The sequence below is a fragment of the Polymorphospora rubra genome, assembly GCF_018324255.1.
Classification (GTDB): Bacteria; Actinomycetota; Actinomycetes; order Mycobacteriales; family Micromonosporaceae; genus Polymorphospora; species Polymorphospora rubra.
In genome coordinates this window covers 1,620,662-1,645,553 of the sequence record NZ_AP023359.1, presented here as the reverse complement: position 1 = coordinate 1,645,553, position 24,892 = coordinate 1,620,662, and the positions used below count along the sequence as shown (strand labels likewise).

The 24,892-nt window shown below is 72.4% G+C and carries 20 protein-coding genes and 2 pseudogenes; 11 read left to right on the top strand and 11 right to left on the bottom strand.

Annotated elements, in window-relative coordinates; translation table 11 throughout:
• Positions 1–92: 92 nt before the first annotated feature.
• The 6 genes and pseudogenes from Prubr_RS07450 to Prubr_RS07425 form a co-directional block, all read right to left on the bottom strand.
• Positions 93–1,271 (bottom strand): ROK family protein, encoded by a 1,179-nt coding sequence (locus tag Prubr_RS07450; RefSeq protein ID WP_212822873.1) that lies wholly within the window; start codon positions 1,269–1,271, stop codon positions 93–95.
• A 28-nt stretch (positions 1,272–1,299) separates the two neighbouring features.
• On the bottom strand, positions 1,300–2,556 hold the full coding sequence (locus tag Prubr_RS07445) for a sugar ABC transporter permease (protein ID WP_212822871.1): 1,257 nt from the start codon (positions 2,554–2,556) through the stop codon (positions 1,300–1,302).
• Entirely contained in the window at positions 2,553–3,338 is a 786-nt protein-coding gene (locus Prubr_RS07440; RefSeq protein ID WP_212822869.1) for an ATP-binding cassette domain-containing protein, read from the bottom strand. The genes Prubr_RS07445 and Prubr_RS07440 overlap by 4 nt, the downstream gene beginning before the upstream one ends.
• 123 nt (positions 3,339–3,461) lie before the next feature.
• A pseudogene (locus tag Prubr_RS07435) lies at positions 3,462–4,549 on the bottom strand (sugar ABC transporter substrate-binding protein).
• 205 nt (positions 4,550–4,754) lie between these two features.
• Positions 4,755–5,234: a Cys-tRNA(Pro) deacylase gene (gene ybaK, locus Prubr_RS07430; protein WP_212822867.1), complete on the bottom strand. Its 480-nt coding sequence runs from the start codon at positions 5,232–5,234 to the stop codon at positions 4,755–4,757.
• 81 nt (positions 5,235–5,315) lie between these two features.
• Positions 5,316–6,521: a THUMP-like domain-containing protein gene (locus tag Prubr_RS07425; RefSeq protein ID WP_212822865.1), complete on the bottom strand. Its 1,206-nt coding sequence runs from the start codon at positions 6,519–6,521 to the stop codon at positions 5,316–5,318.
• 270 nt (positions 6,522–6,791) lie between these two features.
• Here Prubr_RS07425 and groES point away from each other — a divergent pair, with 270 nt between their 5' ends.
• The gene (gene groES / locus Prubr_RS07420; protein WP_212822863.1) at positions 6,792–7,106 is read left to right on the top strand and encodes a co-chaperone GroES; all 315 of its coding nucleotides are present in this window, start codon (positions 6,792–6,794) and stop codon (positions 7,104–7,106) included.
• Positions 7,107–7,177: 71 nt separating this feature from the next.
• Positions 7,178–8,827 (top strand): chaperonin GroEL, encoded by a 1,650-nt coding sequence (gene groL, locus Prubr_RS07415; protein ID WP_212822861.1) that lies wholly within the window; start codon positions 7,178–7,180, stop codon positions 8,825–8,827.
• A 69-nt stretch (positions 8,828–8,896) separates the two neighbouring features.
• On the opposite strand, the gene Prubr_RS07410 is transcribed toward groL, so the two are convergent.
• Positions 8,897–9,298, bottom strand: coding sequence for a WhiB family transcriptional regulator (locus Prubr_RS07410; protein WP_212822859.1), 402 nt, complete (start codon positions 9,296–9,298; stop codon positions 8,897–8,899).
• A gap of 274 nt (positions 9,299–9,572) precedes the next feature.
• Here Prubr_RS07410 and Prubr_RS07405 point away from each other — a divergent pair.
• Positions 9,573–10,402: pseudogene (locus Prubr_RS07405) on the top strand (response regulator transcription factor).
• A 32-nt stretch (positions 10,403–10,434) separates the two neighbouring features.
• Here Prubr_RS07405 and Prubr_RS07400 read toward each other — a convergent pair.
• A complete protein-coding gene (locus Prubr_RS07400) occupies positions 10,435–10,854 on the bottom strand; it encodes a DUF5319 domain-containing protein (protein ID WP_212822857.1) in 420 nt (139 codons plus the stop codon).
• A gap of 156 nt (positions 10,855–11,010) precedes the next feature.
• On the opposite strand from Prubr_RS07400, the gene guaB reads away from it, so the two are divergent.
• The 3 genes from guaB to Prubr_RS07385 are packed head-to-tail and all read left to right on the top strand — an operon-like array spanning position 11,011 to position 15,077.
• Positions 11,011–12,540, top strand: coding sequence for an IMP dehydrogenase (gene guaB / locus Prubr_RS07395; RefSeq protein ID WP_281425942.1), 1,530 nt, complete (start codon positions 11,011–11,013; stop codon positions 12,538–12,540).
• Positions 12,541–12,549: 9 nt separating this feature from the next.
• The gene (locus tag Prubr_RS07390) at positions 12,550–13,668 is read left to right on the top strand and encodes a GuaB3 family IMP dehydrogenase-related protein (protein WP_212822854.1); all 1,119 of its coding nucleotides are present in this window, start codon (positions 12,550–12,552) and stop codon (positions 13,666–13,668) included.
• Entirely contained in the window at positions 13,668–15,077 is a 1,410-nt protein-coding gene (locus Prubr_RS07385) for a M1 family metallopeptidase (RefSeq protein ID WP_212822847.1), read from the top strand. The genes Prubr_RS07390 and Prubr_RS07385 overlap by 1 nt, the downstream gene beginning before the upstream one ends.
• A 73-nt stretch (positions 15,078–15,150) precedes the next feature.
• Here the strand turns inward: Prubr_RS07385 and Prubr_RS07380 are convergent, their stop codons facing one another.
• Positions 15,151–16,239, bottom strand: coding sequence for an LCP family protein (locus tag Prubr_RS07380; RefSeq protein WP_246568424.1), 1,089 nt, complete (start codon positions 16,237–16,239; stop codon positions 15,151–15,153).
• Between the two features lie 101 nt (positions 16,240–16,340).
• Here Prubr_RS07380 and Prubr_RS07375 point away from each other — a divergent pair, with 101 nt between their 5' ends.
• Positions 16,341–18,038 carry an FAD-dependent oxidoreductase gene (locus tag Prubr_RS07375; RefSeq protein WP_212822843.1) on the top strand — a complete coding sequence of 566 codons (1,698 nt, stop codon included), beginning with the start codon at positions 16,341–16,343 and terminating at the stop codon, positions 18,036–18,038.
• 125 nt (positions 18,039–18,163) lie between these two features.
• On the top strand, positions 18,164–19,717 hold the full coding sequence (gene guaA / locus Prubr_RS07370) for a glutamine-hydrolyzing GMP synthase (protein WP_212822841.1): 1,554 nt from the start codon (positions 18,164–18,166) through the stop codon (positions 19,715–19,717).
• A 4-nt stretch (positions 19,718–19,721) separates the two neighbouring features.
• Here guaA and Prubr_RS07365 read toward each other — a convergent pair whose 3' ends face one another.
• Positions 19,722–20,078: a PspC domain-containing protein gene (locus tag Prubr_RS07365; protein ID WP_212822839.1), complete on the bottom strand. Its 357-nt coding sequence runs from the start codon at positions 20,076–20,078 to the stop codon at positions 19,722–19,724.
• Positions 20,079–20,221: 143 nt separating this feature from the next.
• Here Prubr_RS07365 and Prubr_RS07360 point away from each other — a divergent pair, with 143 nt between their 5' ends.
• The 3 genes from Prubr_RS07360 to Prubr_RS07350 all read left to right on the top strand — a co-directional run bounded on the left by Prubr_RS07360 (position 20,222) and on the right by Prubr_RS07350 (position 23,456).
• A complete protein-coding gene (locus Prubr_RS07360) occupies positions 20,222–21,169 on the top strand; it encodes an NUDIX domain-containing protein (RefSeq protein WP_212822837.1) in 948 nt (315 codons plus the stop codon).
• A gap of 53 nt (positions 21,170–21,222) precedes the next feature.
• Positions 21,223–22,152 carry an NUDIX hydrolase gene (locus tag Prubr_RS07355; protein ID WP_212822835.1) on the top strand — a complete coding sequence of 310 codons (930 nt, stop codon included), beginning with the start codon at positions 21,223–21,225 and terminating at the stop codon, positions 22,150–22,152.
• 293 nt (positions 22,153–22,445) lie between these two features.
• Positions 22,446–23,456: a CDP-alcohol phosphatidyltransferase family protein gene (locus Prubr_RS07350; RefSeq protein ID WP_425517989.1), complete on the top strand. Its 1,011-nt coding sequence runs from the start codon at positions 22,446–22,448 to the stop codon at positions 23,454–23,456.
• A gap of 61 nt (positions 23,457–23,517) precedes the next feature.
• Here the strand turns inward: Prubr_RS07350 and Prubr_RS07345 are convergent, their stop codons facing one another.
• Entirely contained in the window at positions 23,518–24,771 is a 1,254-nt protein-coding gene (locus Prubr_RS07345; protein WP_212822833.1) for a phosphatidylserine decarboxylase, read from the bottom strand.
• Positions 24,772–24,892: the final 121 nt, after the last annotated feature.

Genomic DNA, 24,892 nt, shown 5'->3' with positions numbered 1-24,892 from the left:
AGCGTGCCCGCTTCGCGCGAATTGTCGCGCAACAACTCCTTGATCAACGCGCGCCGCGCGCCGCCGGCCGCCGGCCTGGGGCCGGGGCGGGGTTACGGGGTCGCGTCCAGGGGGGCGGCGAGGAGGTGTTCGAAGGCGAGTTCGGCGGCGCCGAGCAGGGCGGCGTCCTCGCCGAGCTGCGGGGTGCGCAGCTTGACCTGCTCCCGGGACGCGGGCAGGGCCATCGAGTTGAGCCGGCTGCGGACCCGGGCGGCCGAAGCCAGGTAGACGTCGCGCAGCGTGCCGCCGAAGATCACCATTCCGGGGTTGAAGATGTTGACGAGGTTGGCGACCCCGAACCCGAGCCAGTCACCGATCTCCCGTACGGCCGCCTTGGCGGTGGCGTCGCCGCGGGCCGCCGCGTCGACGATCGACAGCGCCGCCCGCCGGCCGGTGCCGCCCGCACCGCCGTCCAGCAGGGCGTACTCGCCGATGACCGTCTCCCAGCAGCCCCGGGAGCCGCACCCGCACTCCCGCCCGCCGGGCTGCACCACCATGTGACCGACCTCGCCGCCGAATCCGCCGTGCCCGGTGAGCCGCCGGCCACGCACGATGATCCCGGCGTCGACGCCCACATCGCGGTGCAGATAGATGAGGTCGTCGCAGCCGACCGCCGCCCCCCGCGCGTGTTCGGCCAGGGCCGACACGTCGGCGGCGTTGCCGACCAGGATCGGCCGTTCCGAGTCGAGGTGCCCGCCCAGCGCCGCGCCGAGCGACCGGTCGACGAAGCCGGTCTCCGGCTTGACGTGGACCGGACCCTCCTCCCGCAGCTCCAGGCCGCAGACCGCGACGCCGGCGCCGACGTATACCGAATCGGCCGGGACCGACTGCTGCATCTCCTTGACGAAGGCGGCGAGCAGCGGCGCGGTCTCGGCGGCGGCGACCCCGCACGGGCGGGCCGTCTCGCGCCGGTCGAGCACCGCGCCGCCGAGTCCGACCCGGGCGGCCCGCAACCGGTCCACCTCGATGCTGTACGCGTAGGCGAAGACCCGCTCGGACTCGGGCCGGACGACCGGCGACGGTCGTCCGGCCCGGCCGGTTTCCCGCGGAGCCCCCTCGCTGACCAGGCCGGCACCGGCCAGGTCGGCGGTGAGCGCTCCGATGGTGCTGCGGTTCAGCCCGAGCGCGGTGGTGAGTTCGGCCCGCGACGTGGCGCCGTGGACGTGTACGTAGCGCAGCAGGGCACCGAGGTTCTGCCGGCGGATGTCCTCCTGGCTCGGTCCTACACGCATCGTCTCGGTAACTCCACGGTGGCGGCGGTCAACGGTTGCCGGTGGCGGTGGCCCGACGTCGGGACAGCGCGTCGACACCCGCGGCCAGCAGCAGTACCGAACCGGTGACCACGTACTTGACCCCTGAGCTGTATCCCATCAGACCCATCCCATTGTCGATCACGGCGACCACGGCACCGCCGAGTACCGCGTCGAGTACCCGGCCCTTGCCGCCGAAGAGGCTGGTGCCACCGATGACCGCGGCCCCGACCGCGTAGAGCAGGACGTTGCTGCCGCCGGTGTTGGCGTCGACCGAGTTGGCCCGGCTCGCCGCCACGATGCCACCGATCGCCGCCATCGCCGAGCAGATGACGAAGACCGAGATCCGGATCCGGTCGACGTTGATGCCGGCCCGCCGGGCCGCCTCCTTGTTGCCGCCGACAGCGTAGATGTGCCGGCCGTACGCGGTGCGCTGGAGCACGAAGGTCCAGACGATCAGCAGTACGGCGATGATCGGCACCACGATCGGCACGCCCTTGAGCGAGGTGATCAGCACCCGGCTGCGTTCCTGGTTGAGGATGTAGACGGCGACGCCGAGGATCAGTGCCAGCCCGCCGATCCGGGCGGCGATCACGGCGAGCGGGTCGGTGACCAGGCCCCGGGCCGCCCGTTTGCGGTGCCGTAGCAACTGCACGGCGGCGTAGCCGGCCACCGCGACGCCGGCCAGCACCCAGCCGAGCACCGGTGGCATGTTGCGGTTGGCGATCGCCACCAGGACGCCGTCGCGTACCGACACGTTGTTGCCGCCCTCGATCAGCAACAGCACGATGCCCTGGAACGCCAGGAAGCCGGCGAGCGTCACCACGAACGACGGAATGCCGATCTTGGCGACCAGGAAGCCGAGCACCAGGCCGATCAGCACTCCGGTGCCGATCGCCGCGAGCAGCGCCACGTACCAGGGCAGGCCCTGCTGGGTGACGAGCACCGCGAGTACGGCGGCGCAGACCCCGCTGGCGAAGCCGGCGGACAGGTCGATCTCGCCGAGTAACAGGACGAAGACCAGCCCCATCGCGATCAGGGTGACCGCGGCCCCCTGGGTGAACAGGTTGGCGAAGTTGCCCGCCGACAGGAACGACGGGCGCATGATCGAGAAGACGACGCAGAGCACGACCAGACCGAGTACGGCCGGCAGCGCCCCGATGTCGCCGCCGCGCACCCGGGCCAGGTAGCCACGGACGTGGTCGCCGAGCGTGGGTGCCGGCGCCGGCACCGACTCCTTCTGCACCGCAGCCGTCGTGGTGGTCATCGGTCCGCTCCCGGGCTGGTGGTTTTGCTGAAGTCGGCGGTGCTCTCGGTGCGGCCGGCCGTGATGAGTTCGACCACCTGGGCGTGCGTCACGTCGGTGCTCTTGACCTGGGCGACCATCTGCCCGAGGTAGAGCGCCGCGATGCGGTCGGAGACCGCGAAGACGTCGTTCATGTTGTGCGAGATGAGCACCACCGCCAGGCCGTTGTCGGCGAGCCGGCGGACCAGTTCGAGCACCTGCGCGGTCTGCGCGACGCCGAGCGCGGCGGTCGGCTCGTCGAGGATGACCAGCTTGCTGTTCCACAGCACGGCCTTGGCGATCGCCACCGTCTGCCGCTGCCCGCCGGACAGGCTGGAGACGTGCTGGCGCAGTGACTGGACCGTACGCACCGACAGGCCGGCGAGCGTGTCGGCGGCCATCTGCTCCATGGTCGCCTCGTCGAGCACCAGCCCGCTGCGCTTCTCCCGGCCGAGGAACATGTTCTGCACGATGTCGAGGTTGTCGCAGAGCGCGAGGTCCTGGTAGACGACCTCGATGCCCAGGCCGGCCGCGTCCCGGGGACTGTTGATGCTGACCGGCCGGCCCTCGAAGAAGAACTCGCCCGCGTCGGTGGGATGGATGCCGCTGATGCACTTGACGAGGGTGGACTTGCCTGCGCCGTTGTCGCCGACGAGGGCGGTCACCTCGCCGGGCTGGACGGTGAGGGCGACGTCGCGCAGAACCTGCACGGGACCGAAGCTCTTGTCGACTCCGCGCAGTTCCAACAGGGGTGTCGCGGACACGGGTGGTCTCCTTCTGAAGTGTCCGGTCGGGCGGTGTCCGTCAGCCGCCGCCCGGCGCCGGCGGACGCGCCGGGGCGCGCCCGCCGGTGGCCGCCGGGCGGCGGCTGACGGCGGCGGCGGGGACTAGCTGATGCCGGCCTCGGCGCACCGGGCGGCGAACTCGCCGGCGCACAGTTCGGCCTGGGTGACGTAGCCGTCGTCGACGACGTCCTTGACGTTCTCCTTGAAGATCGCCTTCGGGGTGAGCAGCACCGAGGGGACGTCCCGGCCGCTCTCCGGGTCCTTGACCGTCGTGTCGACGTTGCTGGTCTCGCCCTTGGCCAGCGCGATGGCCAGCTCGGCGGCGGCTTCGGCCTCCTGCTTGATCGCCTTGTAGACGGTCATGCACTGGTCACCGGCGAGGATGTTCTGCAGCCCCTGGACGGTGGCGTCCTGGCCGGTGACCGGGACCTTGCCGTTGAGGTTGTTCTTCTTCAGCACCGAGATGACCGCGTTGCCGAGACCGTCGTTGGCGGCGAGCACACCGTCGATCTTGCCGCCGGTCGAGGTCAGCATCTGCTCGAAGATCGTGCCGGCCTCGGTGTTGTTCCACTCGGGGACGGACTGGTCGGGGCCCTTGGTGTACTCCTTCGACTCGTACTTGAGGTTCAGGACCGAGTCGTAGCCGTTCTTGAACAGGGTCGCGTTGTTGTCGGTGGGGAGCCGTTGAGTTCGGCCACCACCGGGTTCTGGACGCCCTTGTCGGCCAGGCACTTCACCAGACCCTCGCCCTGCTGCTTGCCGACCACCTCGTTGTCGAAGCTCACGTAGTACTCCGCGGAGCCGCCCAGCGTCAGCCGGTCGTAGTCGATCGTCGCGACGCCCTGCGACTTCGCCTTGTCCAGGACGGCCTTGCCGGTTCCGGAGTCGAGGTTGACGATCATCAGCACGGTCGCGCCGTTGGTGATCATCTGGTCGGCGATGGTCTGGAAGGCGGCCTTGTCGCCCTGGGCGTTCTGGATGTCGGCCTGGATTCCGGCCGCGTCGAAAGCCGCCTGCAGGAACTTGCGGTCCGCGGTCTCCCAGCGGGCCGAGGAGGCGCTGTCGGGCAGGATCACGCCGACCTTCGGCGTCGCGCCGCCGGGGCCGGTGTCTTCGCCGTCGCCGCAGGCGGCGACCCCGCCGACGGTCAGCAGGCCCACGGCGGTCAGGGAGAGGATCCCTCTGCGCATTGCACGGGTCCTTTCGGAGAGTGAGCCCCGGATCGTGGGGCAGGGTGGGGTTCGGACCGGGGGTGCGAAACCGGTCATAATGTTTTGTTGTGTCCGGCAACGTATTAGGTGACGCGCGGATCACACAAGAGCGCCGAGGTGGCGAGTTTGTTGTTGGCAATAACAATTCAGCAACGTCACCGAAACCCGGTGGTTGCCGGCCTGGTCAGAGGGCTGTGAGGGGGGCGAGCGTCGCGCCGGTCAGGTCGACCAGGTCACCCGGAGTGATCTCGATCTGCAGGCCCCGGCGGCCGCCGGAGACGAAGACGGTCGACCAGTCCGGCGCTGTGGCGTCCAACACGATGGGTAGCCGGGTCCGCTGGCCGAGCGGGGAGATGCCGCCGGTGACGTAGCCGGTCGCCCGCTCGGCCGCCGCCGGCTCGGCCATCGCGCCCCGCTTGCCGCCGACCGCGGCCGCCAGCGCCTTGAGGTCCAGCGAACCGCTCACCGGCACCACGCCGACGGTCAGCCGACCGTCCACCGTGGCCACCAGGGTCTTGAACACCCGCCCGGGTTCCACGCCGAGCGCCGCGGCGGCGGCCAGGCCGTACGACGGTGCGGCCGGATCGACCTGGTACGGGTGCGTGGTGAACGGCACCTTCCGCCTGACCAGCAGCGACGTCGCCGGGGTGCCCTTGCCCGCCATGGCCGTGACCCTACCGCCGCCGCGGCCGGCCGGCAGCGCGCCGCCCGCCGGCCGGTGTTACGCCACAGTGGACGGACGGGCTCACCCGACGGGTCGGCACAGGATGACGGTGGGGGCGCCGGCGACCCGGGTCAGCACGAGCGAGGTCGATTCCGGTCCGGCCAGACGCAGGTCGCGGCGCAGCCGGTCCGGGTCGAGAGCCGAGCCGCGCTTGAGGATCTCGACCCGCCCGACGCCCCGCTCCCGGAGCAGGGCGCGCAGCCTCTTCAGCGAGAACGGCAGCACGTCGGTGACCTCGAAGCAACGGCCGTACGGGGTGGTCCGGCCGTGGTCGCCGTAGACGTACGCGATCGACGGGTCGGCGAGCACGCCGTCCACCGTGGCCGCGAACTCGGCCACCAGATGGGCGCGTACGACCGCACCGTCGGGGTCGTGGAGGAACCGGCCGGGGGTGCCGACCGGGGCGGCGGTGTCGCCCGGCCCGGTCAGCTCGGTCGCGGTGGAAGGGTGGACGGCGTCCGCCGGCGCGGTGCGCAGCAGGGTGGCCCGGCGCGGCGCCGCCGCGAGCGGCCCGCACCAGAACGCCGCCTCCACGACCTCACGGTCGACGCTGACCCACTCGGCCTCGGCACCGGCCGGGACGAGCGCGTGGTCGATCCCGGGGGCCACCTTGACCACCGTGGCCGGGACGCGGCGGGTCAGTTCGACGACGAAGTCCCACGGCGGGGAGTAGGCGGCCGGGTCGAAGACCCGCCGGCCGGTGCCGGAGCGGCGGGCCGGGTCGCAGAACACCGCGTCGACCGTCGACACGTCGAACCGGGTGGCGTCGCCGCACGCGACGGTGAACCGGTCGGCCACGCCGGCGGCCGCCGCGTTCGCGGCGGCCATCGCCGCGGTGAGCGGGTCGGCCTCCACGCCGTACACCCGGATTCCGGCGCGGGCGGCGGCGATCGCGTCCGCGCCGAGGCCGCAGCCGAGATCGGCCAGGGTCCGTACGCCGGCGGCGGCCAGCCGACCGGCCCGCCGGTGGGCGACCACGCCGCGGGTGGCCTGCTCCAGGCCGGCCCGGGTGAAGAACATCCCGGCGGCGGCCGGGCCGAACTTGCCGGCGGCCCGCCGGCGCAGTTCGGTCTGGGTCAGCGCGGCGGCGGCGAGGTCGGCGGGTAGGCCACGGGCCCGCAGCGCGGCGGCCGCGGCCAGCGGATCGCCCCCGGCCTGCCCGGCGGCCGCGGCGAGCGCGGTCTCCCCGGCGGGCGTACGCAGGGCGTCGAGTACGGCGAGTTCCACCGGCCCATTGTGTGTCGGGCCGGCCCGACACCGGTGCCCGGCTACGTCATCCGGTGGGTCGGGTTGGCACTCTCCTTGACGGAGTGCTAGCGGCGGCCTAATCTGCGATTAGCACTCTCGACAGGAGTGTGCCAGCGATCCGGCTGCGGCCGATGGCTGGACAACGCCAGGCGGACCGGCACCCGCGACGACGGACCGCCCGGTGGCATGAGGCAGATTGACGCCGGTTGGGCGATCGACCGGTTACGAAACCAGATACCCCAGGAGGGTATGCCCGTGACTACCGCGACCAAGGTTGCGATCAAGCCGCTCGAGGACCGGATCCTGGTCCAGGCGAACGAGGCTGAGACCACCACCGCTTCCGGCCTCGTGATCCCCGACACCGCCAAGGAGAAGCCGCAGGAGGGCACCGTCCTCGCCGTCGGCCCCGGCCGCATCGACGAGAAGGGCAACCGGATCCCGGTTGACGTTCAGGTCGGTGACACCGTCGTCTACTCGAAGTACGGCGGCACCGAGATCAAGTACGCCGGCGAGGAGTACCTGGTGCTCTCCGCCCGCGACGTCCTCGCGGTCATCGAGAAGTAACCAACTGATCCGTGACGCAGCCCCGGACCGGCTCGCCGGGCCGGGGCTGCGTCGCTTCGAGAGGAACATAGATGGCGAAGATCCTGAGCTTCTCGGACGACGCCCGACACCTGCTCGAACACGGTGTCAACACCCTCGCGGACACGGTCCGGGTCACCCTCGGTCCGCGCGGGCGCAACGTCGTCCTGGACAAGAAATTCGGCGCTCCCACGATCACCAACGACGGTGTCACCATCGCCAAGGAGATCGACCTCACCAACCCGTACGAGAACCTCGGCGCGCAGCTGGTCAAGGAGGTGGCGACGAAGACCAACGACGTCGCCGGCGACGGGACCACCACCGCGACCGTGCTCGCCCAGGCGATGGTGCGCGAGGGTCTGCGCAACGTGACGGCCGGCGCCAACCCGGCCGGCCTCAAGCGGGGCATCGAGGTCGCGGTCGAGAAGATCTCCGCGGCGCTGCTCGAGAAGGCGGTCGAGGTCGACAGCCGGGCCGCGATCGCCCACGTGGCGACCATCTCCGCGCAGGACGCCACCATCGGTGACCTGATCGCCGAGGCGATGGAGCGGGTCGGTCGCGACGGCGTCATCACCGTCGAGGAAGGCTCCACGCTGGCCACCGAACTGGAGGTCACCGAGGGCCTGCAGTTCGACAAGGGCTTCATCTCGCCGCACTTCGTCACCGACTCCGAGGCGCAGGAGGCGGTGCTCGACGATCCGTACATCCTGATCACCACGCAGAAGATTTCCGCGATCGAGGAGCTGCTGCCGCTGCTGGAGAAGGTCCTCCAGACCAGCAAGCCGCTGCTGATCATCGCCGAGGACGTCGACGGCCAGGCGCTGTCGACCCTGGTGGTCAACTCGATCCGCAAGACCGTCAAGGTCACCGCGGTGAAGGCACCCGGGTTCGGCGACCGCCGCAAGGCGATGCTCCAGGACATGGCGATCCTCACCGGTGCCGAACTGGTCGCGCCCGAGCTCGGCTACAAGCTCGACGCGGTCGGCCTGGAGTCGCTGGGCACCGCCCGGCGGGTCGTGGTCGACAAGGACAACACCACCGTCGTCGACGGCGGGGGGCGGGCCAACGAGGTCGCCGACCGGGTCGCCCAGATCCGCAAGGAGATCGAGGCCTCCGACTCCGACTGGGACAAGGAGAAGCTGTCCGAGCGGCTGGCGAAGCTGTCCGGCGGCATCGCGGTCATCAAGGCCGGCGCGGCCACCGAGGTCGAGATGAAGGAGCGCAAGCACCGCATCGAAGACGCGATCGCCGCCACCCGGGCCGCGGTCGAGGAGGGCACCGTTCCCGGTGGTGGCGCCGCGCTGGCGCAGGTCGCCTCGGTGCTCGACGGTGACCTCGGCCTCACCGGCGACGAGAAGGTCGGCGTCACCATCGTCCGCAAGGCGCTGGTCGAGCCGCTGCGCTGGATCGCCCAGAACGCCGGCTTCGACGGCTACGTCGTCGTGCAGAAGGTCGCCGAGAGCGCCTGGGGCTCCGGCCTCAACGCCGCCACCGGCGAATACCTCGACCTGGCCAAGGCCGGCATCATCGACCCGGTGAAGGTGACCCGCAACGCGGTCGCCAACGCCGCGTCGATCGCCGCGCTGCTGCTCACCACGGAGAGCCTGGTCGTGGAGAAGCCGGCCGAGCCGGAGCCGGCCGGCGGTGGCCACGGCCACTCGCACGGCCACGGACACGGCCACCAGCACGGCCCGGGCTTCTGAGCCTCGCCGCGTCAACGCACGAAGATCGGGGCGCCCACCGTACGGTGGGCGCCCCGATCCCGGCAGACGTCAGTGTTGCGCGGCGGGTACGGCGGCCGGCCGCTGAACCGGCACCGTCGACCGGTGCGGGCGACCCAGGCGGGCCTCCAGCCGGCCGACGTCGACCCGGGCCAGCCGGCGGTCCGCGGCGTCCTCCCAGCCGACGGCGAGCAGCCGCAGCCGCTCGGCCTCGCTGAACCCACCCCACACGCCGTACGGCTCGCGTACGGCCAGTGCGTGCGCGGCGCACTCGGCCCGCACCGGGCAGCTACCGCAGACCGACTTGGCCTTGGCCTCGCGCCGGTTGCGTGACGATCCCCGTTCACCGTCGGGGTGGAAGAACTGGGCGCTGTCCCGCCCGCGGCAGGCACCGAGTCGCTGCCACTCCCACAGGTCGACGATGGGTCCGGGCAGTCTGTTCACGTTCGACATCAGCACCCCTCCTCCCGCGCGGCCCCGCGGTCAACACATCAGCACGATCCGGGCGGTCGGTCCCGGGCGACGGGCCGCGCAGGCGCACCGGAATCCCGACCTGTCGATGGCGATACCCCGCTTGCGCGAGCCTCACACGTCCCTGATCGATTCGTTGCGGAGACGGATGCACATGGGTTGGTGAAGTGTCCGGAACTTTCCCTTTCCTAACCCGTTAAAGCACGTAATGATCACATGCTTCCGTGGTCTTCTCCTTGAGGAAAGGGGGATCACTGTGCGTACCGTCCTCGTGTGCGTCCGGACGCCGATCGCCGCCCGCAACGTCGCGTCCGCCGCCGCCCGGCTCGGGATGGCCGCCGCCGTCCGTACCGCGGTTTCCGAGCCCGAGGTGCTGCTCCGGCTCGCCGAGGGCCCGGCGGAGGTGGTGCTCGCCGACACCGCGTTGACCCGCCCGGACAGTGCCGGGTTCACCCGCCGGGTGCTGGCCCGCGCGCCGGGAGCCGTGCTGGTGCTCTTCGGGCCGGAGGACCCACGGGTCGCCGCCGCCGCCGTCGCCGCCGGTGCCCGCGGACTCATCCAGGGCGGCGACCACGATCTGGTCAGCGTGGTCGCCAAGGCGTTGCTGCTGCTCTGCGTACCCGGCCGGGCCGGGGTAGGGCTGGGCACCGGGCGCGGTGCGGCCGGGCGCGGGCTCGCCGCGACCGGGGGCCGGCGAGGTTGGCCGACCGGGTGCCGCCGCCCGGCCAGCCCTCGATGGTGCCCGCCCAGCGCGGTGACGAGGGATACGACGGTTTCTACCCGCCGGTCGATCCACGGGCCGCGAACAGCCCGGAGGGGCGCTATGCCGGCCCGTCGGGCCGCCGCGACGCCGGCCCGCCGCCAACCACGGCCGGTCCGCCCGGACGGCGGATCACGCTGACCGAACGCGAACTCCAGGTGTTGCGGGGTATGTCAGACGGCAAGAGCAACGCCGAGATCGGGCGGGACCTCTTCGTCTCGGAGGACACCGTCAAGACACACGCCCGCCGGCTCTTCCGCAAACTCGGCGCCCGGGACCGCGCGCACGCGGTCGCGGCCGGATTCCGCGCTGGGCTGGTGGCCTGACCCGGGCCGCCCGACGACCGGGGCCGGTGCCGTCAGGCGTCCGGCCCGTCGTCGTCTTCGACCTCGTCGGTGCCCTCGGTCAGGGTGTCGTGCACCCCGTCGGCGTAACCGCGGGCGTAGTCCCAGGTCACGTAGTGGTCCGGGTCCGGGTCGAAGGCCGGCTCGTGCACCCGCGTACGGCCGGAGTCGAGCAGGTGTCGCAGGTTGCCCCGCAACAGGTCCCAGTCGAAATAGTGCGGCTCCCGGCAGTCCTCGCACTCGATGACCAGCCCGCGTACCCCGATCGGGCTCAACAGCGCCTGGTAGATCTCCAGGTCGGCGATGTCCTCCAGCACGTCCTGCCGCTCGACCTCGGTCAGCGGGTCATGCGGATTGTCCTGCTCGGGATCGTCGAGCCCCGCTGCCGGATCGGCGGGGTCGCCGTTGAACGGGTCGATCGGCTCGTCGTGCACCCCTCCACCGTAGTGGTAGGCGCGCCCGGTGCGCCCGCCCCGCCGTACCGACGACGCGGCCGACCGGCCCAGGTCGACGGGCGCGGAGCCGTCACGGGCGGATGGGTACGATGAAGCGACGCGCCGCTGAGGGGACAAATCGTGGAAATTTCGCCCGTGAACGGTCATGCGTCGGACCGGGTCGACGCCAGCTCGACGGGTCCGGCACCCGAGCGGATCGTGCCGCTCGGCCTGACCTTCGACGACGTGCTCCTGCAGCCCGGCGAGTCCGACGTCGTGCCGAGCCGGGTCAACACGATCACCCGGCTGACCCGCAACGTCGAGATCGCCATTCCGCTCGCGTCCAGTGCGATGGACACCGTGACCGAGGCCCGGATGGCGATCGCCATGGCCCGCCAGGGCGGCATCGGTGTGCTGCACCGCAACCTCTCGCTGGAAGACCAGGCACTTCAGGTCGACCTCGTCAAGCGGTCCGAGGCCGGCATGATCACCAATCCGGTGACCGCCAGCCCCGACGACACCCTGCGCGACGTCGACGCCCTCTGCGGGCGCTACCGGATCTCCGGCGTGCCGGTCGTCGACGCCGAGGGCATCCTGGTCGGCATCGTCACCAACCGCGACATGCGGTTCGAGACCGACACCAACATCCCGGTCCGCCAGATCATGACGCCGATGCCACTGGTCACCGCCGAGGTCGGGGTCTCCAAGGAACAGGCCCTGGCCCTGCTGCGTCAGCACAAGGTGGAGAAGCTCCCGCTGGTCGACCGGACCGGGCGGCTGCGCGGGTTGATCACCGTCAAGGACTTCACCAAGAGCGAGCAGTTCCCCAACGCGACCAAGGACAGCTCCGGCCGGCTGCGGGTCGCCGCCGCCGTCGGGGTGGGCGACGACGCGTACAAGCGGGCCCGGGCCCTGATCGACGCCGCCGTCGACGTGGTGATCGTCGACACGGCGCACGGCCACCAGCGTGCCGTGCTCGACATGGTGCGGCTGCTGAAGAAGGAGACCACGGTCGACGTGGTCGGCGGCAACGTGGCGACGTACGCCGGCGCCAAGGCGCTGGTCGACGCCGGTGCCGACGGGGTCAAGGTCGGGGTCGGCCCCGGCGCCATCTGCACCACCCGGATCGTGGCCGGGGTCGGCGTACCCCAGATCACCGCGATCATGGAGGCGGCCCGCGCCTGCCGGCCGGCCGGCGTACCGGTGATCGGCGACGGCGGCATCCAGTACTCCGGAGACATCGCCAAGGCGCTGGTCGCCGGCGCCGACTCGGTCATGCTCGGCAGCCTGCTCGCCGGCTGCGAGGAGAGCCCCGGGGAACTGTTGTTCATCAACGGCAAGCAGTTCAAGTCCTACCGCGGCATGGGTTCGCTCGGCGCGATGCAGTCGCGCGGCCAGGCCCGGTCGTACTCCAAGGACCGCTACTTCCAGCAGGACGTGCTCAACGAGGACAAGCTGGTCCCCGAGGGCGTCGAGGGCCAGGTGCCCTACCGTGGCCCGCTGGCCGCGGTCGCCCACCAGCTCGTCGGCGGCCTGCGCGCGGCCATGGGCTACGTCGGCGCCGAAGGTATCCGTGACCTGCACGAGCGGGGCCAGCTCGTCCGGATCACCGCGGCCGGGCTCAAGGAGAGCCACCCGCACGACATCCAGATGACCGTCGAAGCCCTCAATTACCACACCCGATAGGAGCCTGCTGTGCGTGACGTGGTCGAGATCGGGTCGGGTAAGACCGCGCAGCGCGGCTACCACCTCGACGACATCGCGATCGTGCCGAGCCGACGTACCCGCGACGTCGACGACGTCTCGACCGCCTGGCAGCTCGACGCCTACCCATTCCGGATCCCGTGCGTGGCGCACCCGTCCGACGCGACCATGAGCCCGGCCTCGGCGGTCGCGCTCGGTCAGCTCGGCGGCCTCGGCGTGCTCAACGTCGAAGGGCTGTGGACCCGCTACGAGAACCCGGACAAGGTGCTCGAGGAGCTGTCGACGCTCGACGAGGACGCGCCGGCCACGAAGCGGCTCCAGGAGGCGTACGCCGAACCGATCCGGCCGGACCTCATCGCCGAGCGGGTCCGGCAGATGCGCGAGGGCGGGAGCACCGTCGCCGTACGGGTGTCGCCCCAGCACACCCTCGCCCTCGCCCCGGTCATCCTCGACGCCGGCGTCGACATCCTGGTCATCCAGGGCACCATCGTCTCCGCCGAGCACGTCTCGACCACCGACGAGCCGCTCAACCTCAAGGAGTTCATCGCCGACCTCGACCTGCCGGTCGTGGTGGGCGGCTGCACCGACTACAAGACGGCGCTGCACCTGATGCGGACCGGCGCGGCCGGCGTGATCGTCGGCGTCGGCGCCGACGAGTGGTCGACGACCGACACCGTGCTCGGCATCCGGGTGCCGATGGCGACCGCGATCGCCGACGCGGCCGCGGCCCGCCGTGACTACCTCGACGAGACCGGCGGGCGCTACGTCCACCTCATCGCTGACGGTGACCTGCAGACCTCCGGCGACATCGCGAAGGCGCTCGGCTGCGGCGCCGACGCCGTCATGATCGGCGAGCCGCTCGCGATGTGCGACGAGGCACCCGCTTCCGGCGCCTGGTGGCACTCGGCGGCGAGCCACCCGCAGCTGCCGCGTGGCGCGTTCGGGGTTGCCGGTCAGTCGCTCGGCTCGATGGAGAAGCTGCTGTACGGCCCGTCCGACGACCCGGACGGCCAGCTCAACCTCTTCGGCGGCCTGCGCCGGGCAATGGCCAAGTGCGGCTACCGCGACCTGAAGGAGTTCCAGAAGGTCGGCCTGGTCATCGACAAGTGATGACGACCAGAACCGCCCGGGCGGCGGGCGCCGCCGCGCTGGTGGTGGTGCTCGCCACCAGCGGGTGCACGGGGCTGCCCGGTGCCGGTGGGACACCGGTCACCTTCGAGGCCGGGGCCGACGGCATCGGCGACCCCTACTTCCCGACATACGGCAACGGCGGGTACGACGTCGTCAGCTACGGCCTGAAGCTGCGCTACGACCCGGCCGGCGACCAGCTCGGCGGCACCGCCACCATCACCGCCACCGCGACCGCCAACCTGTCCCGGTTCAACCTCGACCTCGTCGGGCTCACCGTCTCCGAGGTCACCGTCGACGGGACCGTGGCCGGCCATGCCCGCGAGGGCGACGAACTGGTGATCACGCCGGAGTCCGGCCTGCGCCGGGACTCCCGGTTCGTGGTCGAGGTCGACTACGCCGGCACCCCCGGTACGGTGCGCAGCCCCGACCTCGGCGAGGGCGGTTTCATCAACACCGACGACGGGGCGATCGCGCTCGGCCAGCCCGAGTCGGCCAGCACCTGGTTCCCGGTCAACGACCACCCCCTCGACAAGGCGACGTACGACATCGAGATCACCGTGCCGGAGGGGCTGAGCGCGCTCAGCAACGGGGTGCCGGGCGGCACCTCGACCGCCGACGGCTGGACCACCTGGAAGTGGTCGGAGCGCGCGCCGATGGCGAGCTACCTGACCACCCTGGTCATCGGCGACTACCGGGTCAGCAGCGGCACCCACGCCGGCAAGCCGATCGTCACCGCGGTCGCCGCCGAGCTGCCGACGACGTACGCCGACCCGGCGATGGCGCGTACCGGTGAGATCGCCGACTATCTCGCCACCCTGTTCGGCCCGTACCCGTTCGACTCGTACGGCGGGATCGTCGTCGCCGACAGCCGGATCGGCTACGCCCTGGAGACGCAGTCCCGTCCGGTCTACGGCCCGTCGTTCTTCCGCCGGGACACCGGTGAGTGGGTGGTCGCGCACGAACTGGCCCACCAGTGGTTCGGCGACAGCGTCTCGATCCACCACTGGCGGGACATCTGGCTCAACGAGGGCTTCGCCAGCTACGCCGAGTGGCTGTGGGAGGAGCACGACGGCGGCCGTACCGCGCAGGCCAACTTCGCCGACGAGTACGCCCAGACCGACTGGAGCCAGCCGACCGGTGACCCCGGCCGGTCCGGGATCTTCAGCCGGGCGGTCTACAAACGGGGCGCGCTGACCGTGCACGCGCTCCGCCGTACGGTCGGCGACGACGCGTTCTTCCGGCTGTTGAAGACCTGGACGGCCGAGAAGCGGGACGGCAACGCCACCACCGCCGAGTTCGTCGCCGTCGCCGAGCGGGTCACCGGCAAGTCGCTGCGCCCGTTCTTCGACGACTGGCTCTACGGCACCACCGCGCCGCCGGTTCCGTGAGCCACCACCCGGCCGGGCCGGGTCCGTGAGCCACCGCCCGGCTGGGCCCGGGTCCGCGGCCGGACCCGGTCGGTCAGCTCTCGATCACCAGCGACGGGTTCTCGGCCAGGAACTGTGCACCCCGGCCGGCCCGTAGCTCGGCGAGGTACCGCCGGCCGAGCTGGCCGAGTTCCTCGCCGCGGTAGCCGGCGCCCTGGCCGACCGCCGAGCCGGGCAGCGCGACGAGGGTCAGTTGATCCGGCCGCAGGTTGCTCAGGGCGAAGGCGAAGTCGACGGGCCGCTGCCCCCGGCCGTCGAAGACCAGCGCGTCGCCGAGCGCGGTCAGCACCCGGTCGACGGCCAGCGGATCGGTCGCCAACCGCTGGGACAGCACCTCGCGCAGCAGAGCCTTGATCAACTGCTGGTGGTGGCGCTGCCGGTCGTACGCGCCGTTCGGCAGGTCGTACCGCTGGCGGGCGTAGTCGAGGGCCTGCCAGCCGTTGAACCGTCGTACCCCCGGCTCGTAGACCATCTGCGGGCCGGTGTAGCCGCCGCCCGCCGCGGCGGGTCGGTGGGTGCCGTCGGGACGCATGTGGGCCGACGCGACCCGGTGGTCGACGCGCAGGTCGACGCCGCCGACCGCGTCAACGAGTTCGCGGAAGCCCCGGAAGTTCAGCACCGCGCCGGCGTCGAACTCGTCGATCCCGGTGTAGTCGCCGACCGTACGGGCCAGGAGTTCGAAGCCCCGGGCGATGTCCGGCTCGCCGCCGTCGCGCTGCCGGCTGCCGTACGCCATCGCGGCGTTGAGCTTGCTCTGGCCGCCCCGGTAGTTGGTGGCCGGGAAGGCGGGGATGTCGACGAGCAGGTCGCGGGGGAGGGCGACCAGTTGGCCGCCGGTCAGGTCGGCGTCCATCCGCAGGATCATGATCGCGTCGGCGTTGGGCTGCCAGTCCGGCACGCTCTCCCGGGTGTCGATGCCGACCAGCAGGATGTCGAGCGGACCGGTGATGTCGGCGCCGGGGCGCGGGGTGGGGCTGGCGGTCGGGGTGCCGCCGCCTGACGCGCTCGCCGTGCCGGACGGCCCGAACAGGTCGGCGGTCGAGATCGGATAGCGCCGCTCCAGGTACCGGTCGACGACGACCACGGCGCCACCGAGCAGTCCGGCGACGGCGGCGACCGCCACGCACCATACGAGGAGGCGCCGGCGCCTGCCCTGTCCAGTCATCGATTTCCTCCCGCGCCGAACCGTGGCGTGAAAGCTACCCGGCCGCGAGAATGGCTCGCATGCGGTACGACGTCGTCGTCATCGGCTCCGGGTTTGGCGGCAGCGTAGCCGCATTACGCCTGGTGGAGAAGGGCTACTCGGTCGCGGTGTTGGAGGCCGGCCGCCGGTTCGCCGACCAGGACCTGCCCCGTACGTCGTGGCGTGTCCACCGGTTCCTCTGGGCGCCCCGCCTCGGCTGGTACGGCATCCAGCGGGTCACCCTGCTCCGGCCGGCCCGACGTGGCGGGGGCGGCGGGGTGCTGGTGCTGTCCGGCGCCGGGGTCGGCGGCGGGTCCCTCGTGTACGCCAACACGCTCTACGAGCCGCTGCCCGAGTTTTACGACGATCCGCAGTGGTGCCACCTCGCGGACTGGCGCGCCGAACTCGCCCCCCACTACGAGCAGGCGAAACGGATGCTCGGGGTGACGACGTATCCGGTGCGGACGGCCGCCGACGAGGTGATGCGGACGGTCGCGGACCGGATGGGGGTCGGGCACACCCACCGGCCGACGCCGGTCGCGGTCCACCTCGGCCGGCCGGGCGAGGTGAGCGCCGATCCCTACTTCGGGGGTGTGGGGCCGGACCGCACCGGCTGCCTGCACTGCGGCGCCTGCATGACCGGCTGCCGCCACGGTGCCAAGAACACCCTGGTCAAGAACTACCTGTGGCTGGCCGAACGACTCGGGGCCCGGATCCGTCCACGCACCACGGTCACCGCCGTACGTCCCGCTCCGGCGGGCGGCTACCTGGTGGAGACCGTACGCACCGGCCCCTGGCCCGGCCGGCGCCGGACGGTCGAGGCCGACCAGGTCGTCTTCGCCGCCGGAGCACTGGGCACCCAGCGGCTCCTGCACACGATGCGGGACAGCGGCGCGCTGCCCGGCCTTTCCACGCGGGTGGGCACGCTGACCCGGACCAACTCCGAGGCGATCCTCGGCGCGTCGGTGCCCCGGCCGGCGGCGCGGCGCCGGAAGTTGGACTTCAGCCGGGGCGTGGCGATCACCAGTTCCTTCCACCCCGACCGGCAGACCCACGTCGAGCCGGTCCGCTACGGGCCCGGGTCGAACCTGCTGGGACTGCTCCAGTCGGCGCTGGTCGACGGCGGGCCCCGGCGGTTCCGTCGCTGGCTGGGCACGCTGGCCCGGCAGCCGCTCACGTCGCTGCGGCAGCTCTCGGTGCGGGACTGGTCCCGCCGTACGGTGATCGCGCTCGTGATGCAGTCGGCGGACAACTCGCTGACCACGCGGCAGCGGCGGACCTGGTTCGGTGGCCGGCGGTTGGCGACCGGGCCGGGGCACGGGCCGCCCAGCCCGACCTGGATCCCGGCCGGCAACACCGCGGCCCGGCTGCTGGCGCGGGAGATCGGCGGGATCCCCGGCGGCGCGGTCACCGAGGCGGTGGACATCCCGATGACGGCGCACCTTCTCGGCGGTGCGGTGATCGGCGGCAGTGCCGGTGAGGGGGTGATCGACCCCTACCACCGGGTGTACGGCCACCCGGGGCTGCACGTGGTCGACGGGTCGGCGGTGTCGGCGAATCTCGGCGTCAACCCGGCTCTGACGATCACCGCCCAGGCGGAGCGGGCGCTGTCGTTCTGGCCCAACCGGGGCGATCCGGATCCTCGTCCGGCACCCGGTGCGCCGTACGTCCGGATCGCGCCGGTGCCGCCCGGCAACCCGGCGGTCCCGGCCGGCGCCCCGGCGGCGGCGCGCCGCTGACCGGGCGCCGCTGAGCTGCGGAGACGACCCGCTCCCGGCCGGTACCGGCGCTGGTGCAGGCCGGTCGGAACCGACCCGGTGGCCTGTGGCGGCGACGCCGGTGACGGTGGGTAGGCTCTGAGCACATGAGCACGCCCCGCCCGGTCCTCGTCGTCGACTTCGGCGCCCAGTACGCCCAGTTGATCGCCCGCCGCGTCCGTGAGGCGCGGGTCTATTCGGAGATCGTCCCGCACTCGATGCCGGTGGCCGAGATGCTGGCGAAGGATCCCGCCGCGATCATCCTGTCCGGCGGCCCGTCCAGCGTCTACGCGCCGGGCGCGCCGCAGGTCGACGGCGCCCTGTTCGACACCGGCGTGCCGGTGTTCGGCATCTGCTACGGGTTCCAGGCGATGGCGCAGGTGCTCGGCGGCACCGTCGCCCGCACCGGCCGCAGCGAGTACGGCGGCACGCCGCTGACCGTACGGCCGCAGGCCGGGGTGCTGCTGCGCGAGCTGCCCGCCGAGTTGCCGGTGTGGATGAGCCACGGCGACTGCGTGACCGAGGCGCCGACCGGGTTCACCGTGACGGCCGAGTCCGCGGGCGCGCCGGTGGCGGCGTTCGAGGACGTCGCCGGGCGTCGGGCCGGCGTGCAGTTCCACCCGGAGGTCCTGCACACCGCGCACGGGCAGACGGTGCTGACCCGCTTCCTGTACGACGTGGCAGGCATCGAGCCGACCTGGACGCCGGAGAACATCATCGACGACCAGGTGGCCCGGATCCGGGCCCAGGTCGGTGATAAGGAGGTCATCTGCGGGCTGTCCGGCGGCGTCGACTCCGCGGTGGCGGCGGCCCTGGTGCACAAGGCCGTCGGTGACCAGCTGACCTGTGTCTTCGTCGACCACGGACTGTTGCGGGCCGGCGAGGCAGAGCAGGTGGAGAAGGACTACGTCGCGGCGACCGGCATCAAGCTGAAGGTCGTCGACGCGGCCGACCGGTTCCTCGGCGCGCTCGACGGGGTCACCGACCCGGAGGACAAGCGCAAGATCATCGGGCGGGAGTTCATCCGGGTCTTCGAGGCCGCCGCCCGCGAGGTCGCCGCCGCCGGTGACGTCGAGTTCCTGGTGCAGGGCACGCTCTACCCCGACGTGGTCGAGTCCGGCGGCGGCACCGGCACCGCCAACATCAAGTCGCACCACAACGTCGGCGGGCTCCCCGACGATCTCCAGTTCTCGCTGGTCGAGCCGTTGCGCACCCTCTTCAAAGACGAGGTACGCACGCTCGGCCTGCAGTTGGGCCTGCCCGAGGCGATGGTCTGGCGGCACCCGTTCCCGGGCCCCGGGCTGGCCATCCGGATCATCGGCGCGGTCTCCCGGGACCGGCTGGAGGTGCTGCGCGCCGCCGACCTGATCGCCCGCGAGGAGCTTTCCGCCGCCGGCCTGGACCGCGACGTCTGGCAGTTCCCGGTGGTGCTGCTCGCCGACGTACGCAGCGTGGGCGTGCAGGGCGACGGCCGTACCTACGGCCACCCCGTGGTGCTGCGGCCGGTCTCCAGCGAGGACGCGATGACGGCCGACTGGTCCCGCCTGCCGTACGACGTCGTCGCCCGGATCTCCACCCGCATCACCAACGAGGTACCCGAGGTCAACCGGGTGGTGCTCGACGTGACGAGCAAGCCGCCGGGCACCATCGAGTGGGAGTGACCGGTCACGCCGCGGGCGGCGGGTCGGACACCTTCGTCCAGTTCGGCGGGGTGGCCTCGGCGGGCGGGTAGGGCCCCGGCGCGGCCGGGGTACCGGCCACGGGCCCCGTCGGGTGCGGCCAGGCCGGGGCACCGGCGGGCTCCTCGGGCATCAGGAACCAGATGACCGGGTACGTCAGCAGGAGGAGCCCGCCGGTCGCGAGGCCGGCCACGGCGAAGATCACCCGGACGAGGGTCGGGTCGACGTTGAAGTAGCGGCCGATGCCGGAGGCCACCCCGGCGATCATCCGGTCGCTGGTCGGCCGGCGCAGTTGCTTGTAGGGCGGGTGGGCGGTGGGCTGTCGGGGAGGTGGTTGTGTCATGCCTCCACACTCCGCGCCGGCGGCCCCGCCGACCTCGGTGACTCTCCTGAGCCTTACCCTGACTGTCCCCGATGGGCGATAGCCTGTCAGGAATCTGACTCGCGTCACAGACGTGTCACATGATTCGGGAAGAATCGACCGCTGTGACCCCCGCGCTAGAGCCGCTTCGCAGGATCGCGGCATACGCCCTCTGTGCCGATTCCGATGACCGTGTGTTGCTGGTCCGGGCCTCTCCCCGCTCGGGCACACCGGGTGTGTGGTCGCTGCCCGGCGGTGCGGTCGACCACGGTGAGGACCCCAACCACACGGTCGTCCGCGAGACGGCCGCCGAGACGGGACTCTCCATCACCGTCACCGGCCTGCGCGACGTGCTCGCCGACATGCGCTCGCTGCCGCACCGCGGCGTGACCATCCACACCGACCGGCTGATCTACCAGGGTTCGGTGCGGGGCGGAAACCTCTACGACCGGATCGGCCAGCCCACCGACCTGGCCCGCTGGGTCACCCTCGACGAGGCGAAGGGGATGCCGCTGCGACCCTTCACGGCCACCGCCCTCGGGCTGCCGGCCGAGCCGATCGACCTGCGCCCCGACGAGGCGCCCGACTTCCCGTCCTTCTACGCCGTACCCGGGCCGGACGGGCTGCACCGCGCGCAGCGCTTCGCCGCGTACGCCGTCGCGACGGACCCGGGCGGTCACGTGTTGCTCACCCGGGTCTCCGAGGGCTATCCCGGTGCCGGCTGCTGGCACCTGCCCGGCGGCGGCACCGACTACGGCGAGCAGCCCGGTGCCGCGCTCATCCGGGAACTGGTCGAGGAGACCGGCCAGCGCGGCCGGCTGGTCGAGCTCCTCGGGGTGGCGAGCCACCGCGACGCGGCCTCGCTCGGCCCCGAGGGCTATCCGATCGACTGGCACGGGGTGCGGGCCTTCTACCGGGTGGCTGTCGACACGCCCGCCCCGCCGACCGTCGGCGACGTCGGCGGCTCGACCTGCGAGGCGCGCTGGTTCGGGCCGCAGGAGATCGCCGAACTGCCCACCGACCGGATGACGGAGGTCACCGCCGAGGCGATGCGGGCCGTCCAGCTCGCCTGAGTTCGCGCCGTACGATCGACCCGTCAGGGCCACGAGTGGCGACGGGGGTACGGGTGGATCGTCGGCGACGGATCGCGGCGTACGGCGTCTGCCGGGCCCCCGACGGCCGGCTGTTGCTGGTCAGAGCATCAGCGGCGACCGACCGCCCCGGCGTCTGGCAGGTGCCCGGTGGCGGCATCGGGCACGGTGAGCACCCGGCCGACGCCGTCGTTCGCGAGTTCGCCGAGGAAACCGGTCTCACCGTCGAGGTAGGCGGCCTGCGGGCCGTGGTCGCCGATGTGCAGACCGGTCCGGACGCCGCCGTGCACACCGACCGGATCGTCTACGACGTCACCCCGCTGGGCGGAACGCCGCGCGAGGCCACGGCCGGGACCAGCGACCACGTCGAGTGGGTCGAGCCCGGGCGGCTGGCCGGGCTGCCGCTGATGCCGTTCACCGCCGAACTGTTCGGTCGCCCGGTCGAGCCGGTGCCCGCCGACCGCACGGTGCCGTCGACCGCCGGAACCGGGCACGGGACGGTGACCCCGGCGGGTGGCGACCGGCCGGCACGGGGCCAGCGCTTCGCCGCGTACGGGCTGGTCACCGACCCGGCGGGGCGGGTGCTGTTGACGCTGATCGCACCCGGCTTCCCCGGTGCCGGATCCTGGCACCTGCCCGGCGGCGGCACCGACCACGGCGAGCAACCCGTCGCCGCGCTGCTGCGCGAACTCGCCGAGGAAGCCGACCAGGTCGGCCGGGTCACCGCGTTGCTCGACGTCTCGCACCGGCGCAACCCGGCCGCGCTCGGGCCGGAGGGCTATCCGATCGACTGGCACGCCGTACGGGCGATCTTCCGGGTCGTCGTCGACGCGCCCACCGCGGCCCGCGTGACCGAGGCGGCCGGCGGATCGACGGCGGACGCTGCCTGGTTCCCGTCGGCGGAGGCGGCGGGACTGCCGCTCACCGACGTCGCCGCCGCGGTGTTGCCGCGCCTGGCCCCCTGACCTGCTACGGAGCGTGAGCGGCCGCGAAGCTACCGGTATGGAGGCTTCCGGTAAGATCCGTGGGGACGGGCGTTGACCGGGCGGCCCGACCGGCCGGTGGCGGCGACCCCGCGCGACGGCTGTCACGACCGGGAACGGAACTCCGACCGCGACCGTCTGAACGCCGTACGGTGCACCCAAAACAGGATCCGCAGGCACCTATCGCCAATCTTCGCTCACTGTGCGATGGTGTAGGCCGCAAAATCGGGTGGCCGCCGAGGCGGCGGATCGACCATCCCGTGTTGGAGGGATACGTGCCGAGAACCCCTTGGCGACGTCGTCGTACGACCGACAGCCCGCGACCCGCGGGCCGCCGCTGGGCAGGGCGTCTGCGTCGGGGCGGCACAATCGCTCGCCAGGCACTTCTCGTCCGGGTCGGCCGGCGCGGCGACTCCTCCGCCCGCACCGCGGTCGTCCGCTCCGACCACGTCGCGGGGGCCTCGACACTCCTCGGGCCCACCCCGCAGGCCGCCGCGGAGCTCGCGGCCGCCGTACCGGTCAGCCCCGCCGTCGGACCGTCCACCTCGGTCGACGCCGATGCGCAGGGCATGACCATCCCGCTGCTGCCGGGCGAGCGGACCATGGCCCGCCGGGTCAAGTTCCTCCTGGTCAACGCCTGCACGCTGACCAGCCTGACCCTCGGCCTGCTGGCGATCTTCCTGGCGATGCAGGGCGAGATCCAGAACGCCGCGTTCTGCCTCATCGCCTGCGTCGGGTTCGACGGGCTCGACGGTGCGCTGGCCCGTCGCTTCGGCGTGTCCAGCCCGTTCGGTGCCCAGATGGACTCGCTCGCCGACATGTGCTCGTTCGGGCTGGCCGCGCCCGTGGTCGTCTACGCGTCGCTGGCCGGCACCGTCTCGACCGCCGCCGCGGCCGTGGCCTGCGCGCTGGTCGCGGCGTGCGCCGCGATCCGGCTGGCCCGCTTCAACGTCTCGCCGAAGGACGGCCGCTTCTTCTGCGGCGTACCGACCACGATGGCCGCCGCCGTCCTCGCCGTCACGGTGCTGATCGGCCTGCCGGTACCCGGCTGGGTGCAGGTGGCCGGGGTCGCGGTCCTGGCGTTCGCGATGGTGTCCAGCTTCCCGTACGCCAAACTGGCCCGCCTGGTCAAGCTTCCGCCGTGGCTCTGGCTGGCCCCGATCATCGGTGCCCTGGTCGACGCCCGGCTGACGTTCGCGCTCGTCGTCGCCGGATATCTGATCAGCGGCCCGCTGCTCTGGCTCCGCGAGCGCCGCGCCGACCAGGGCGTCTCCCGCGCCGCCTGACGTACGACCGCGCGAAACGGCCGCCACCCCCGTCGGGGATGGCGGCCGTGTGTCGTACGGGTCAGCTCCAGCGGGCGATGACCGATGAACCTCCCAGCACCCGGTCGCCGGGTGCCACGAGCGGCTCGGCGGACTCGGCCGGCAGGTAGACGTCGGTCCGCGAACCGAAGCGGATCAGGCCGAACCGCTCACCGCGGGCCAGCAGCGAACCGACCGGCGCCCGCTGCACGATCCGGCGGGCGATCAGGCCGGTCCGCTGCGCGACCACCACCGTGCCCCGGCTGGTGTCGAGCACCGTGTAGGCGGCCACGTTGTGCTCGGCGTCCGGCTTCATCGCGGCCGCGAAGCCGCCGTCGGCGACGAAGTAGTCGACCACCTTGCCGGCGACCGGGGCCCGGTTGACGTGCACGTCCAGGACCGACAGGAACACCGCGATCCGAAGGAACTCCTGATCGCCGAAGCGTTCGTCGCGCAGCCGTTCGACCGAGAGCACCTTGCCGTCGCTGGCCGCCACGACGGCCGACGCGTCCTCGGGCACGTCCCGCTCCGGGTCGCGGAAGAACGCCGCGACCGGTACGGCGGCCAGCGCCGGCACCAGCCACAGCTTCGACTTCGGCCGGCTCACCCGCGACAGGGCCGCCAGGCCCAGCGCGATCCCGGCCGCGGCCACGCCGTTGGAGTCGATGTGCATGCCCCGGGTCAACGGCACGCTCGACGGCCGGTACGCCGGCGTCAGCTTGTCGGCGGCGGCCGGGTCGGCCGCGGTGAACCGGAGGCGGTAGACCCGCAGCGGGGGCTGGTTGCGCAGCACCAGGTCGGTGCCGACCCCGAAGAGCGCACCCTGCCGGTCCAGTTCGGCGGCCGCGCCGGGCGTCGCGCCGGGCAGCGCCGGTACGGCGACCGCCAGCACCGCACCATCGGTCAGGTGCTTGGTCAGCGTGTCCAGCGTGGTCCGGGTCTCCTCGGCGGTGCCGGCGAGGGGTTCGGCGACCATCACCACGTCGGCCGGGTCGGCCTCGGCGAGCGAGTCGACCACGCTCACCCGGTCGGCGACCCACCGGCCCTGCTCCGTGACGTGCTCCCGCAACGCGGCGGCCCGACCTGCCTCGGTGGGCACCAGGGTGAGCGCGTCGCCGGGCAGCAGCGCGTCGATCGCCGCGGCCAGCACCGCGGAATCGGGCGACGCGTCGACCAGCAGGGCACTCTTCGGCGCCTGGTGCCGGGCGAGTTCGGTCGTCAGGGTCCGGGCGGCGCGCTCGCCGACGCGGACCGGACCGCGCTGGCCGGTCGCGCGTACGGCGGGGGACTCGGTCATGTCGGGCGGGCTCCTCGCAGATCAGGATCGGAACGCGTGCCGCACGGGGCCGCGTGACGAGTTGTGCCGCGTCCGGTCAGCGGGTCGCGGACCGGCCGATGGCGGCGGTACCTCCATCGGC